We start from the raw sequence: 13,272 nt of genomic DNA, 5'->3' as shown, positions 1-13,272 counted from the left end.
CTTGTATTAAAAAAAAATTAACCTTTTCTAAACTCTGAAATAAGGGTTTTTACCCGGTCTTTGATATCCAACTGACTGATATCCATATTACCTGAAGTTGCTTTGAGAAAATCCTGCACAGCGCCGCTGTGGTCTGTGGATTTTCCTTCAGCCAAAGTCACATAGCGCATCGTAGACCAAAGAACGGTCTTCAGCTGCGCCTTAGAATCGTCGGTCATGTAGTATTCGACCACGATCGTGTTGTGATTGTGCCAGAGAATCCGGCTCATGATCCGCACCCACTCTCCCACCATCGCCGGCTTGACATAGCTGATGTTATGATTATAGACTACCCAAGCCGCTTTGTAGGTCTTGATCAGGTCGATGATCTCCAGTCCGTAGAGCTTTGGAACTTGATCCTCTCTCGCGTTGAAAAAGTAGTCGAAATACTTGGCGTTGTTCAGGTGCTGCAATGGATCGCAATCCTGAAACCGAATGACCACCCGGCTTTCGGTCTCGGTTGGATAATGCTTGTCTGGATCGTAATCAAACATAGCTTATATGTCTTTGCTGGTCAATATCTTAATTCCTTTTTGCTCCATCTCTTTAAGCGCTTTGGCGCCATCCTCTGGACTTAGATTGACCGCCCGGGTGGCATCCGCTATCACAAATGTGTCAAAACCCAGCTCCATGGCGTCCATCGCCGTGAATTTTACACAATAATCCAAAGCCAATCCACATACAAAAACACGCTCAACACTAAGGGATTTAAGATAATCTCCCAAGCCAGTGTCTCCCCTTCGCGCGTTGTCGAAAAAGCCTGAATAAGAATCTACTTCCTTGTTTTTGCCTTTTTGGAAAATTCCCAGCCATTGACCTTGGTTCAGATCCGAATGAAAATCTGCACCTGAAGTTCCCTGAACGCAATGCACAGGCCAGAGAATCTGCGTCAAACCTGCCAGTTCGATGAATTCTCCGGGATTTTTCCCGGGATGATTTGCCGCGAAACTCCCGTGATCTGACGGATGAAAATCCTGCGTCGCGATTACTTGCTTGAATTCCTCTTGAAGTGCATTGATCACCGGCACGACTAGATCTCCCTCCTTTACGGCCAGCGCTCCACCGGGGACAAAGTCATTTTGCACATCGACGACGAGCAGTACGTCATTCTTTTCAATCTTCACCACTTTCAAATTTTTTCGCTTTCAAAACCAATTCCATCCGTAAATGGTGCAGATTTTCCTCCAATCCAACCGGATAAAGGTGAGGATTGACCAAGCGCATGTGGGTCTTATCCAGAGATTCAAGCTGAGACGTCGCCCGATCCCGGATCTCGTGAAGCGTTGGAAGTTTGTAAATCTTTCGACCTTTTTCAAAGATCGGCTTCAGCAGGATTTCCTCCTGATAAAAAGCCGGCATCAGCCGCTTCCGTCTCGTGGCATCCACCGGATCGATGATCATGACGCCCCTCGGATCGATCGTTTGGTCTTCCAGGAAAATCATGTCCGCCACTGCCTTGCCCTTACTGTAGTAGCGCTTGGTGTTGTGTATTCCTGGAATGTTGATCTTAAGCGATTGCTGGGAAACTTTCACTTTGGGTTCCCATTCTCCCTCCTTGTTTCTGATCGCCGAGAGCTTATAGACGGCTCCCAGTGCGGGTTGATCATAGGCGGTAACTAGTTTTGTGCCGACTCCCCATACATTGATAGCCGCATCCTGAGACTTAAGTGAAGCGATGATATGTTCGTCCAGATCGTTGGAAGCCACGATCTTCGCATCCGGAAACCCGGCTTCATCGAGCATCTGCCTCGCTTGAGAACTGAAGTAGGCTAAGTCACCGGAATCTATCCGGATCCCTACCATTTCCTTTCCCTTGCTTCGCAAAATCTCCCCAACTTTGATGGCATTTTTTACGCCGTTGAGCGTGTCATAGGTATCCACCAGAAAGATGCATTGGTCTGGAAAAGCATCGGCATAAGCTTCAAATGCCTCCAATTCCGTCTCAAATGACATAATCCAACTATGCGCATGCGTTCCAGAGACTGGAATTCCGAAAAGTTTTCCAGCCATTACATTGGACGTCGAAGTGCAGCCACCGATGTACGCCGCACGGCTGGCTGCCAGCGCGCCGTCGATTCCCTGCGCTCTGCGAAGTCCAAATTCCAGCACGGGCTCTCCCTGTGCAGCGACGTTGATTCTGGCTGCCTTCGTGGCGATCAATGTCTGGAAATTGATGATATTCAAAAGCGGTGTCTCCAGCAACTGACACTGGATCAATGGCCCTCTAACTCTCACCAAGGGTGAGTTGGGGAACACTACCGTGCCTTCTTCCACCGCATCTATGTCGCAGGTGAATTTGAGTTTTTGAAGATATTCCAGAAAATCCGCCTCAAAGACCGGACTTCCGTCCTTATTTTTCATGACCCTCAAATATTCCAGGTCGGCTTTTTCAAACTTGAAATTGCTACAAAAATCAACCACATAGTCCAGCCCAGCTGCCAGCGTAAAACCGCCCTGGAAGGGATGCTTCCGAAAAAACAGATTGAACACCGCCTCCTGTTCGGCCTTCCCGGCCTTCCAATAAGCATAGGCCATCGTCAGCTGGTAAAAGTCCGTGAGCAAAACCAGATTACTTTGATAGAGATCTTTGGTGATTTTCATGTGTTTATCGTTTGTCTTTCAATGGCCACATGGAATCTCGCAAAGTTGACAATCATTTCTCTGATGCGTGCTTAGCGACATGCTCGATTTCATGAAAGGTGTTCAAAAGTTAAAATAAAGGTAAGCCGAAGTCCTGTTCAAGACAAAAGATGAAAGACGTTAGACACAAGAAGTGAGAATTTATAACACAAGATTCTCGAATCAAGAAACAAGACAAAACGAACCCCATCTTTAACCAGATACTTGACCGAAATGTGAGAACCAACATCAAGCAAGGTCAGAAAGTCTTGTGTCTAGCGTCTAATATCTAACGTCTAATGCTTCACCCTCAAATTCAGTAAAATCCCCACGAGTACCAACGCCATTCCGATATAGGACGCAAATGGGAAGGTTTCACCAAACAAAATGAAGCCGAATATCAAGGCATACAGCACCGCCATGTAGCTGATACTCGAAACTCTGGACAGGTTGCCTGTCTGATACGCCACAGTCATGAAATATTGGGCGCTCTGCGTACAGAACCCGATCCATAGCAAGATCAACCAATCCCAGCCAGTCGGCATGACCCAGTCAAAGATCATAATGACTGATGCGACGGGCAGCGCCACCAACGGAAAGTAAAAAACAATGACCAGTGGATGCTCGGAGGTCTTCAGTTTCCGGATCATATTATAGGCAATGCCGGCAGCAAGTCCGGATACAATCCCCATCGCAGCACTCAGTGGATCAACTCTGGTATCCACTCCCTGGATGATCAGAACACCCGCGAAGGCCATCGCAAAGTACAGGAACTGGATCGGCTTTACTTTTTCCTTTAGGATAAACACGCCCAAGATCGTGGTGAAGATCGGCGACAGATACTGCATCGTCACAGCACTTGCCAGCGGGATTCGCTGCAGGGTGTAGAAAAAGAGAATCAGACTGATCGATCCGACTATTCCACGGATCACCAGGCTGCCTTTGTGATTACCGAAGACGGCGATTCCTTTTTGGCGAAGAATGACGAAAGTAAAGACCAAACTAAAAACAGATCGGAACCAGACTATCTCAATCGCGGGAATATGCGGGACGAACTTGACTGAGACGTTCATCATCGCAAAAAATATCCCTGCCAAAAGCATGGACTGAACGCTGCTGATTTTCAATGGAAGTTGGGGCTTGTGATAAACTTTGGTTTGTAAATCTAAACAGTCTGGCTAAAGTTCAGTCCTGCGAAATTTTAGTTGGCTGAAACTTTCTTCCAGCTAAACTGCTTGTATTCGAAAACCAAATCTATGGCACTAGCACTTGGCTCACAAGCTCCAGACTTTCAGCTCCCATCAACCTCAGCAAAGGTTTTTCAACTCAAAGACTTGCTCGGCAAGCCGCTGATTCTATTCTTTTACCCGAAAGATTTTACCAAAGGATGCACCGCAGAAGCCTGTGAGTTCAGAGATCAGTTCAGTGAATTCAGGGACATGGAGGTGCCTGTTTTTGGCATTAGCCGGGATGATATTCCCACGCACGAAAAATTCAAAAAAGCGCATCAGTTGCCATTTGACTTGCTTTCTGATCCTGACGGAAAAGTCTGCAAGAGCTTTGACGCCTTGATTCCCGTGCTTAAAATCCCAAAAAGGGTCACTTACCTCCTAGACGAAAACCATCGGATCGCCGGGATTTTTGAAGGACTCTTTGAAAACAAGAAACACGTGAGCGCGATGATCGCCAAGCTCAAGAAAGCTTAACTCGAGACGATCAATCCATCCTGCATCACGACCTTTCGATCGGCCATTCCGGCCAGTTCTTCGTTGTGCGTCACGATCACAAATGCCTGTTTCAATTCACTTCTCAGCTTGAAAAAAAGCTCATGAAGCCCCTTGGCATTGGCCGTATCGAGATTCCCGCTGGGTTCATCCGCAAACACAACCGAAGGATTATTGATCAAGGCTCTGGCTACCGCGACACGCTGTTGCTCACCTCCGGAGAGAGTGGACGGCTTGTGATCCAGGCGATGGCTGATTCCGAGGATTTCGGCGAGCTCACCGGATTTCTTTTGTAAAGCTTCCGATGACGTTCCGAGGATATACCCCGGAATCTGGATGTTTTCCTGGGCGGTAAATTCCGGCAGCAGGTTATGAAACTGGAAGATAAATCCGATCTGCTGATTTCTGAAATCTGCCAAACTATCACCCTTTAATGTCATCAGGTTCTTGCCCTGCATAGTCAGCTCGCCTTGATCGGGTTGATCCAACGTTCCCAAGATATGGAGCAGGGTACTTTTCCCTGCGCCTGACGAACCGACAATGGATACGATCTCCGATTCGGTAATTTCAAGATCAACACCTTTTAATACGTGGAGGCTTCCGTAGGATTTATGAATCCCTTTGGCTATCAGCATGGTAGATTTTTTTGAGTTTTTAAAAGTAAAACAAATCCCTCAAATACAGGAATTAAAGGCATTTCTTGAAGAAAAATGAAAAATCCCGGTTTGATTTATCGAACTCCTCGCCTTATCTTCGAGCAAAATTTCCAGGGAATGAAATCAAGCATGACTGAAAAGTCTCAAACTGGGAATGTCACCAGCCATGCGAGATTTCATGTGACTTTTGAGAAAATAATCATATACATATGAATATTCACGAATATCAGGCAAAAGAAGTATTGAAAGGCTACGGAGTGAAAATTCAGGAAGGAATCGTTGCTGATTCTCCTGAAGCCGCTCACGAAGCTGCAGTTAAACTTAACGCTCAAACCGGTACTTCCTGGTATGTGATCAAAGCTCAAATCCACGCAGGTGGACGCGGAAAAGGTGAAGTTCAAGAGACAGGCTCCAGAGGTGTGGTGCTTGCCAAAAAATTGGAGGACGTCAAAGAAAAAGCAGCTGCAATCCTTGGAGGAACCTTGGTCACGATCCAAACTGGAGCTGAGGGTAAAAAAGTAAACAAGGTCTTGGTCGCTGAGGATGTCTACTATCCCGGAGCTTCCGAGCCAAAAGAATACTACATGTCTATCCTTCTGGACAGAGCAACCGGATCCAACGTGATCATGGCCTCTACTGAAGGTGGGATGGATATCGAAGAGGTTGCTGAAAAGCACCCTGAGAAGATCATCAAAGAATGGGTCGACCCGAAGGTCGGACTTCAAGGCTTCCAAGCTAGAAAAGTCGCTTTCAAACTGGGTCTTACCGGTACTGCTTTCAAAGAAATGGTGAAGTTCACCACTGCGCTATACAATGCGTATGTTGGCACCGACTCTTCTCAGTTTGAGATCAACCCGGTATTGAAGACTTCCGATGATAAGATCCTGGCAGTAGATGCCAAAGTCAACATCGACGACAATGCACTTTACCGTCAGCCAAAACTGGCAGAATTGAGAGATTTGGCGGAAGAAGATCCTTTGGAAGTAGAAGCTGGCAAATCTGGTCTGAACTATGTGAAGCTTGACGGAAACGTAGGTTGCATGGTAAACGGTGCCGGTCTTGCGATGGCGACCATGGATATGATCAAGCTTGCTGGTGGTGAGCCTGCCAACTTCCTTGATGTGGGAGGAGGAGCCAATGCCACTACCGTAGAGGCTGGTTTTCGAATCATCCTTCAGGATCCAAACGTAAAAGCAATATTGATCAACGTATTTGGCGGTATCGTTCGTTGCGACCGTATCGCAAACGGAGTCGTTGAAGCTTACAAATCCATCGGCGACATCCGAGTTCCGATCATCGTGAGACTACAGGGAACCAATGCTGAAGAGGGCGCAAAGATCATTGACGAATCAGGACTGAAAGTAACCTCAGCAATCACTTTGAAAGAAGCTGCTGAGAAAGTTCAAGCCGTGCTTGAAGCTTAAAAATAAAACAGAATGCGTGCGTAGTTCAACTGGATAGAATATCAGATTTCGGCTCTGAGGGTTGAGGGTTCGAATCCTTCCGCGCGTACTTCCAGGCTTAGACAATTGTCTAAGCCTTTTTTGTTTTCTATCCACTGCGAAAAACTTCCCCCGGCACAACCGTTAAAATCTGTTGGAAAGGTCAATAAAAACTTAAAAAACCTAAACTTAAATCGAAGGTCTCGATTAGAGGTGGATATTAGCCCAAGGAAAAAACTTCGGCTATGGAAAGATTCAGAATATTTTTTGTCAAAAAAACAACGAAAGGCCCATCAGAGGGAGACATCACCCATGTCGGCGGGATCAATGAACTGGGCGAGAAATGGAGTATCTCTATCGATGAAGCAATCGAAGGGATCAACGCCGGGATTTGGGAGTTCTATCTGCTGGAGAACTTTGAGGAAATTCCGGTGAATATCTGTACGCTAAACGCATCTGAAACCTTCCTTACTGCTAAAGGTCAAGGCTACCTTCACAATCTGCTGGAAGACTTGCCCGAATGCGACCTGGCCTTTCAACTGTAGTGCATTCCGTGGCCTTCGGGAATCCTTTTGATCTCAGCGAATGAAATCGGCTTACTTCAATCCTTTCTCTTAGAATCGAGACCGATAAAATTTAAAAGTAGGTATTATGTTCTCCACCCGATGCTCCGCTTTTCCAGTCTGCGGCAGATCTCTTCCGCCAGAAAATCTGAAATTTTACTATCAATCTAAAATATTGAACGCAGGATTAACGTTTTAAAAAAAATAGAATTATTCCGTGGTAGGAAAATAAAAAAGCAGGAGAAGATCTCCTGCCCTTTATTTGAAAACTAAACCAACTATTATTTAACTACCACAATGAATTCAAAAATAATACAATTCTTTTCAAATCAAAATACCAAAGAATAATTTGTATTCTTTTTATTTCTTTTCAGGAAAATTTCCTCGCTTGTAGACCAAACCAATCCCAAGTCCCTGGCTAAATTGGATTTTTTCGTCCTGATCCAAATCATATAATGATGCCACGGTCAGGGTAACGCTCACGAGATTGGAGACCTTCGCGGCGAGCACAAGATCAAGCCGATGATCGATCGTATCCCATGCGAGGGTTTCATAGTTGGCAAACATTCCGTACCGCGCCTTAAGGTTGATATTTTCGGAAAGTTGCTTGTTCCAGTCGGCCAGCAAACTCATCGCCAGCCACTCCTGACGGACCGTTTTTCCAATCGGAACGCCGTAGTTATCGGGTACATTGAGGTAGAGGTCTGTGTCAGTCACAACAGTAAACCGCGGTGAAAATGGAGACAGTCTCAGACTAAACTCCTCGTTGGGCTTGTACTCCATCCCCAGGGAAAAAGTCAGATAGGCCGGATTGGCAAACTTAGAAATGAGCGTCCGATCCGTGTCGGTAAACTCATACCCTGGTGCGAATTGACTTGCAAATGTCGTCGCCAGAAAATAATTCCACTTCTCTCCGGCCTTGAAGCCTACCTTGGAGTCTATCAGGATCCGGTCATTGGATTTGCGGCCGTCTTCGTCCTGATTTTTGACCACTCCATAGAAGAGATCCAGGGTGTTGTCCCAAGACCATCTTTCTTTGGCATAGTTTGCTCTTGCAAAGATGCCAGTCGTGAAGGCCACTGAGTTGACGCCACCCCCTGTCCAGTTGCCACTGAATGACGCCTGATTCAGTGCAAAGGTGCCCTCGATGGATTTCAGCCAATAGGTGGTGTCGGCTTTTGCTGTTTCGGTCGAATCCTGAGCGGATGCGATTCCTAATGTCACTAAAAAAAGAAAAATTGTAAATAACTTCTTCATAACCTTTTTATTTAGAATAATACGCTTAAAAATAAGAAATAGAATCTATGGAAAAAGACTTTGAACAAGAACTAATCGTCAGAGATTACCTGGCCCGCCAGCGAACTGCCCTGGCAAATGATCGGACGCTGCTCTCTTTTATCCGCACTGCGCTGTATTTTCTCGTCTCCGGTACCGCCCTTTTTGAAGTGAGAGAGCTCGCCCACGTTCGACAACTCGGCTACCTTGCATTTGGATTGAGTTTTGCCTTTCTAGCAATAGGAATCTTCAATTATTTTAGGATAAAAAGAAAATTGAAGAAGGGAAACTACCTCAAGATGTAATATATGACGTTCGAAACCGAGCTCGTTCTTGGGATCATCGCCTTGGCGGTTATCTTATTTTTTACAGAAAAATTCACTGTTGATACCGTCGCTATCGGAGTCATGGTTTTGTTTATGCTTTTAGGCATACTCGACCTCAAAGAAGGGCTGGCCGGATTTTCAAACTCTGCAACGATCACAGTAGCAGCGATGTTTGTGATTTCGCAGGCCATCTTCAAGACAGGAATATTGGATCAAGTGAGTCTTTTTCTCGAAAGCCAGGCACAGAGAAGCGAAAGCAGACTGATTCTAAGTCTGATGCTGACCTCGGGAATTTTATCGGCTTTTATCAATGACACGGCAGTCGTCGCCCTCCTGATGCCGGCGGTCATCCACCTGAGTCAAAAGAATCAAATCCCCCCATCCAAACTCCTAATGCCACTTTCTTTTGGGGCACTGATGGGGGGAATCTGCACACTTCTGGGTACTAGTACCAACATCTTGGTAAGCGGCATTGCTGAAAAAGCCGGGCTGTCTCCTTTCGGGGTTTTTGAAATGTCCGCCATGGGACTTATTTTTCTCGCAGCAGGCACGCTCTACATGGTGACGGTCGGAAGATGGATCCTTCCCAAACGCGGCCCGAGCATCGACCATTCAGGCAATTATGATTTGGGAGACTACCTGGTGGAGATCACCATAACAGATGAGTTCGACCAACTTATGGAGCCAGTGCTGAAGCAAAAGATATTCAAGGACGGAGCGATTAGGCCCTTACAGATCATCCGAGAGGATGGAAACCGCGTCAAAGTATATCCCAACAGCGTGATCCTCTCCGGTGACATGATCCGAGTGACCGCCGACCATAAAAACCTCGACCGGTTGAAAAAAGTGAAGGGCATCGAGATCAAAGCTGAACTCGATTGGGACACCAAACCGGCTACCGAGGTAGATGAGAAGCTCTTTGAGGCCATTGTCACACCCAACTCCTCCCTTGTAAATGAGAGTATCAAATCAATCGACTTCCGGAAGTTATTTGACCGGGTCGTAGTCATTGGGATTCGACACAGGAAGGGTCTTCTGGACAAGCTCATTGCCGGGTCATCCCTCAAGGCTGGAGACGTCCTCTTACTTCGCGCCACCGAAGAAACGATCCAATCCATCCAGCGGTCGGAAGATCTTTTGCTGATATCCGGAAAGAAAACAGGACACCTCAATAAAATCCAAGTGATTTTGACGCTGGGAATCTTGGCTTTAGTCATCGGGTTGGCAGCATTTGGAATATTTCCCATTACTCTGTCGGCTACCGCTGGGGCTTTGGCAATGGTAATGCTTCGTGCAATTACCCCCGATGAGGCCTACAAAGCGATTGACTGGAAGGTAATCTTCATGCTTGCAGGAGTCCTGTCTATGGGCACAGCCTTGGAGAAAACCGGTGGAGCAACGCTCATCGGCCAAGGAGTAATCGAGCTATTCGGCGCTTACGGCCCTCAGATTGTTTTGAGCGCCATCTTCGGCCTGACTTTCCTCCTGACCAATGTCATGTCCAACAATGCCACCGCCGCGCTGCTAGCCCCAATTGCTATCAGCATTGCCGCAACGCTGGATGTCGAGCCAAGACCTTTGCTGATGGCAGTCACCTTTGCCGCGAGCCTAAGCTTCATGACTCCGATGGGCTACCAGACCAATACAATGATCTACAACCCCGGCAACTACCGATTTTCGGATTACATGAAGGTCGGCACGCCACTCAACATCCTGCTGTGGATTATTGCAAGTATCTGTATCCCGATATTTTTCCCGTTTTAAAGCACTCTGGGCTGGTTTGACTTTTTCAAATTCAAAAATAATCGTCCTAGACAATGGCCTGGGTCCATGCGGCGCCTCCCTTTTTTAGTACCTAAGAGAATTAGTTTATTCAAAAACCGGAGACTGATCCCTCAATAAAGGCAAACTTTTCTTTTATTAATTTTATTTTGGCTTTTTAGTTATTTTCAAAATATACTTAATTATAAAAGCATATATCCAAAATTATATTCTTTTTCTTGCTAAGGTTTTTCCAACATTTCATATATTCAACTATCTTCTTTTCGGGCAAAAACCTCTGACCACCAACCCCTATGACGATTTCTTCTTCGACTCAGGCGCAGTTTTTCCATAGCTTAAAGTCCACCATCCCATCCTACTCCTCATTGGTAGATGAGATAGCCGAGACGCTCAATGTAAGTATGGATAGTGCCTACCGGAGAATCCGGGGCGAGAAGTTGCTGGATTTCGAAGAACTGCGGATCCTCTGTCAGCGGTTCAATGTATCACTGGACAAGTTTTTCAGCTTGGATTCCAAGTCCATCTTGTTTCAGGGCAACACCAATTCATACCAGAGCGACAGCTTTACGGAGTGGATGGAAGATGTGCTGTCGCAGCTCAATCTGGTCAATAGCTTCAGCCACAAGCATGTTTACTTTTTAGTCAAGGATATGCCTCCATTTCACCATTACTATCATCCTGCGCTGGCTGGATTCAAGTTCTTCTTCTGGATGAAGTCAATCCTGCTTTTTGATGATCTCAAAAACGCCAAGTTCGCGATCACAGACAATCACTTTGAAAAATACCGCGAAATCACCCAGAAAACGATCAAAGTCTACAACCGTGTGCCAACCTCGGAAATCTGGAACGAAGAAAGTCTGAATACGACGCTCCGACAGATCGAAGTCTACCATGAAATGGGGCTGATCAAGAACTCCAATGACACCCTAGCACTCTATCAATGTGTCTTGGAAGTCATAGATCATCTGGAGAAAATGGCCGATGCGGGCAGGAAGTCAAGTTTTGGCCACCCTCCTACCGAGGACAGCGGTGAATACAAGATGTACCTCAACGAGATCGTCTTGGGAGACAATACCTTCATGGCCGAGTTGGGAGATTCCAAAATCACCTACCTCAATCACAGCGTGATGTATTTCATCGGTTCAATGGACAAGAAATTCAACGATTCAATGTTCAAAAACCTTGAAAACCTCATGAAACGTTCAACCTTGATCAGCGGAACAGGCGAAAAGGAACGGAGGCAATTTTTCAATAAGCTTCGCAAAAAAGTAGAGTCCAAGATGAATTTGGTGGAAGTTTAACATTTAAAGTCAGGCCGTGGGGTGTCTGTGAGCACTTTTTCGCTTAAATTTCCTCCATGAAAAATTTTGCTTCTCTTCAATTTTTATATCTGGCAGCTGCCTTGTCCTGGAGTTTGTTTTCCTGTAATTCTCCGAGTGAATCACAGGTGAAGGCTCCTGAAAACAGCAATTTAGCCATTTCACCAAGCACCGAGCCTCCTCAAAAACAACCAGGGATGGCTTGGATTCCCGGTGGGAAGTTTACGATGGGCACCAACGAAGCCGATGCCTACCCAGCAGAAAAGCCTGCAGTCGATGTGGAAGTAGCCGGATTCTGGATGGACACTCGGGAAGTCACCAATGCAGAGTTTGCAAAATTCGTAGAAGAGACAGGCTATGTCACCGTGGCGGAACGTAAGCCTGACTGGGAAGAGCTCAAAAAACAACTTCCTCCGGGAACTCCAAAGCCGGACGAGTCCATCCTTGTACCGGGTGCGATGGTTTTCTCTCCCCCACCCTATGAAGTCCCTACCAACGACATCTCACTCTGGTGGAAATGGGTGAACGGAGCAAACTGGAAAAATCCCGAAGGACCGGGAAGCAATATTGACGGAAAGGAAAATTATCCGGTTGTTCAGGTGTCCTTCGAGGATGCACAAGCCTATGCAGAATGGGCAGGAAAGCGACTCCCAACTGAATTTGAATGGGAATTTGCTGCCCGGGGCGGCGTCAACGGGAAGCGATTTGCTTGGGGAGACGAGCTGAATCCCAGTGGACAACATCTAGCCAATACCTTTCAGGGAGTTTTTCCTCATCTCAACGAAGGAAACGACGGATTCATGGGAGCAGCTCCTGTGGGATCTTTTGCTCCGAACGCTTTCGGACTATACGATATGATCGGCAACGTGTGGGAGCTCACCTCCGACTGGTATGATGCGCTAAAGCTGGCCAGACTCGCCGGCCAAGCTCCCAAACTGGACGCCAACATGAACCCATGCTACAATCCCGACAATCCCTACGCGATGGAACGCGTCATGAAGGGCGGCTCATATCTCTGCGCGGTAAACTACTGCGTGAACTACAGACCTTCCGCAAGACAGGGCACTTCCTATGATTCGGGCACTTCAAATGTAGGCTTCAGACTGGTCAAAGACGCCGTCCCACAGACATTGGGAATGAAGTAAGTACACAGTAGGCAGTATACAGTTTGCAGTCGACAGAATTTCCCCGCTGCCATTTGCGGACTTCCTACTGTACCGTCCTAAATAGAGTTGACCGTTTTGAAGTTGGTTTTGGTTAGAATTTGATTTCGTTCAAACTGATCAGGAGTTAAGCCTCCCAGACTTTGGTGAGGTTTCTCCTGGTTATACATTTTAACTGCTTTGGCTGTTTTAATTTCCAGCTCTTTGAATGTTGCAGGATGATATCCATAGAGGTAATCATTCTTGATTGTCCTGTTTAATCGCTCTGCTTTAGGATTCTCATAAGCTGTTTTCCCCATACTATTTTGGAATTGCTTTTGGGTCATTGCCACAAATTGCCTGCAATAATACTGACCTCCTCCAT

At 46.4% G+C, this 13,272-nt stretch carries 14 protein-coding genes and 1 tRNA gene; 8 read left to right on the top strand and 7 right to left on the bottom strand.

The window, feature by feature from the left end:
* Positions 1 to 17: 17 nt before the first annotated feature.
* The 4 genes from G459_RS0107210 to G459_RS0107195 all read right to left on the bottom strand — a co-directional run bounded on the left by G459_RS0107210 (position 18) and on the right by G459_RS0107195 (position 3,761).
* Positions 18 to 533 carry an acyl-CoA thioesterase gene (locus G459_RS0107210; RefSeq protein WP_026967038.1) on the bottom strand — a complete coding sequence of 172 codons (516 nt, stop codon included), beginning with the start codon at positions 531 to 533 and terminating at the stop codon, positions 18 to 20.
* Positions 534 to 536: 3 nt separating this feature from the next.
* On the bottom strand, positions 537 to 1,163 hold the full coding sequence (gene pncA / locus G459_RS0107205) for a bifunctional nicotinamidase/pyrazinamidase (protein WP_026967037.1): 627 nt from the start codon (positions 1,161 to 1,163) through the stop codon (positions 537 to 539).
* Entirely contained in the window at positions 1,153 to 2,640 is a 1,488-nt protein-coding gene (locus tag G459_RS0107200; protein ID WP_026967036.1) for a nicotinate phosphoribosyltransferase, read from the bottom strand. The genes pncA and G459_RS0107200 overlap by 11 nt, the downstream gene beginning before the upstream one ends.
* A gap of 314 nt (positions 2,641 to 2,954) precedes the next feature.
* Positions 2,955 to 3,761 carry a DMT family transporter gene (locus G459_RS0107195; protein ID WP_026967035.1) on the bottom strand — a complete coding sequence of 269 codons (807 nt, stop codon included), beginning with the start codon at positions 3,759 to 3,761 and terminating at the stop codon, positions 2,955 to 2,957.
* Positions 3,762 to 3,914: 153 nt separating this feature from the next.
* Here G459_RS0107195 and G459_RS0107190 point away from each other — a divergent pair, with 153 nt between their 5' ends.
* Positions 3,915 to 4,364 carry a peroxiredoxin gene (locus G459_RS0107190; RefSeq protein ID WP_026967034.1) on the top strand — a complete coding sequence of 150 codons (450 nt, stop codon included), beginning with the start codon at positions 3,915 to 3,917 and terminating at the stop codon, positions 4,362 to 4,364.
* Here the strand turns inward: G459_RS0107190 and G459_RS0107185 are convergent.
* Entirely contained in the window at positions 4,361 to 5,017 is a 657-nt protein-coding gene (locus G459_RS0107185) for an ABC transporter ATP-binding protein (RefSeq protein ID WP_026967033.1), read from the bottom strand. The genes G459_RS0107190 and G459_RS0107185 overlap by 4 nt on opposite strands.
* A 230-nt stretch (positions 5,018 to 5,247) precedes the next feature.
* On the opposite strand from G459_RS0107185, the gene sucC reads away from it, so the two are divergent.
* From sucC to G459_RS27030, 3 genes are all read left to right on the top strand, one after another.
* Positions 5,248 to 6,462: an ADP-forming succinate--CoA ligase subunit beta gene (gene sucC, locus G459_RS0107170; protein ID WP_026967032.1), complete on the top strand. Its 1,215-nt coding sequence runs from the start codon at positions 5,248 to 5,250 to the stop codon at positions 6,460 to 6,462.
* 14 nt (positions 6,463 to 6,476) lie between these two features.
* A tRNA-Arg gene (locus G459_RS0107165) sits at positions 6,477 to 6,550 on the top strand.
* A gap of 175 nt (positions 6,551 to 6,725) precedes the next feature.
* Complete coding sequence (locus G459_RS27030) at positions 6,726 to 7,025, top strand: DUF3892 domain-containing protein (RefSeq protein ID WP_035455385.1); 300 nt, start codon at positions 6,726 to 6,728, stop codon at positions 7,023 to 7,025.
* A gap of 378 nt (positions 7,026 to 7,403) precedes the next feature.
* Here G459_RS27030 and G459_RS0107155 read toward each other — a convergent pair whose 3' ends face one another.
* Positions 7,404 to 8,300, bottom strand: a complete 897-nt coding sequence (locus G459_RS0107155; protein ID WP_026967031.1) for a DUF3078 domain-containing protein — start codon at positions 8,298 to 8,300, stop codon at positions 7,404 to 7,406.
* 47 nt (positions 8,301 to 8,347) lie between these two features.
* Between G459_RS0107155 and G459_RS0107150 the strand changes: the two genes are divergently transcribed.
* The 4 genes from G459_RS0107150 (at position 8,348) to G459_RS27025 (ending at position 12,890) form a co-directional block, all read left to right on the top strand.
* Positions 8,348 to 8,623 carry a DUF202 domain-containing protein gene (locus G459_RS0107150; protein ID WP_026967030.1) on the top strand — a complete coding sequence of 92 codons (276 nt, stop codon included), beginning with the start codon at positions 8,348 to 8,350 and terminating at the stop codon, positions 8,621 to 8,623.
* Between the two features lie 3 nt (positions 8,624 to 8,626).
* A complete protein-coding gene (locus G459_RS0107145) occupies positions 8,627 to 10,408 on the top strand; it encodes an SLC13 family permease (RefSeq protein WP_026967029.1) in 1,782 nt (593 codons plus the stop codon).
* A 311-nt stretch (positions 10,409 to 10,719) separates the two neighbouring features.
* Positions 10,720 to 11,727 carry a hypothetical protein gene (locus G459_RS0107140; protein ID WP_026967028.1) on the top strand — a complete coding sequence of 336 codons (1,008 nt, stop codon included), beginning with the start codon at positions 10,720 to 10,722 and terminating at the stop codon, positions 11,725 to 11,727.
* A gap of 215 nt (positions 11,728 to 11,942) precedes the next feature.
* Positions 11,943 to 12,890 (top strand): formylglycine-generating enzyme family protein, encoded by a 948-nt coding sequence (locus tag G459_RS27025; protein WP_245588140.1) that lies wholly within the window; start codon positions 11,943 to 11,945, stop codon positions 12,888 to 12,890.
* A 77-nt stretch (positions 12,891 to 12,967) separates the two neighbouring features.
* Here the strand turns inward: G459_RS27025 and G459_RS0107130 are convergent.
* The coding region (locus tag G459_RS0107130) for an integrase core domain-containing protein (protein ID WP_026967027.1) at positions 12,968 to 13,272 on the bottom strand (305 nt) is incomplete at its 5' end.

This window comes from Algoriphagus terrigena DSM 22685, assembly GCF_000429445.1.
Taxonomy (GTDB): domain Bacteria; phylum Bacteroidota; class Bacteroidia; order Cytophagales; family Cyclobacteriaceae; genus Algoriphagus; species Algoriphagus terrigena.
This window is presented reverse-complemented; position numbering and strand designations above follow the sequence as displayed.

Bases quoted from the DNA above. Each gene is read 5' to 3' on its own strand.
- G459_RS0107140 (WP_026967028.1), top strand. From the start codon at position 10,720: ATGACGATTTCTTCTTCGACTCAGGCGCAGTTTTTCCATAGCTTAAAG.
- sucC (WP_026967032.1), top strand. From the start codon at position 5,248: ATGAATATTCACGAATATCAGGCAAAAGAAGTATTGAAAGGCTACGGA.
- G459_RS0107195 (WP_026967035.1), bottom strand. From the start codon at position 3,761: ATGCTTTTGGCAGGGATATTTTTTGCGATGATGAACGTCTCAGTCAAG.
- G459_RS0107155 (WP_026967031.1), bottom strand. From the start codon at position 8,300: ATGAAGAAGTTATTTACAATTTTTCTTTTTTTAGTGACATTAGGAATC.
- G459_RS0107190 (WP_026967034.1), top strand. From the start codon at position 3,915: ATGGCACTAGCACTTGGCTCACAAGCTCCAGACTTTCAGCTCCCATCA.
- G459_RS27025 (WP_245588140.1), top strand. From the start codon at position 11,943: ATGGCTTGGATTCCCGGTGGGAAGTTTACGATGGGCACCAACGAAGCC.
- G459_RS0107200 (WP_026967036.1), bottom strand. From the start codon at position 2,640: ATGAAAATCACCAAAGATCTCTATCAAAGTAATCTGGTTTTGCTCACG.
- G459_RS0107150 (WP_026967030.1), top strand. From the start codon at position 8,348: ATGGAAAAAGACTTTGAACAAGAACTAATCGTCAGAGATTACCTGGCC.
- G459_RS0107210 (WP_026967038.1), bottom strand. From the start codon at position 533: ATGTTTGATTACGATCCAGACAAGCATTATCCAACCGAGACCGAAAGC.
- G459_RS0107145 (WP_026967029.1), top strand. From the start codon at position 8,627: ATGACGTTCGAAACCGAGCTCGTTCTTGGGATCATCGCCTTGGCGGTT.
- G459_RS0107185 (WP_026967033.1), bottom strand. From the start codon at position 5,017: ATGCTGATAGCCAAAGGGATTCATAAATCCTACGGAAGCCTCCACGTA.
- G459_RS27030 (WP_035455385.1), top strand. From the start codon at position 6,726: ATGGAAAGATTCAGAATATTTTTTGTCAAAAAAACAACGAAAGGCCCA.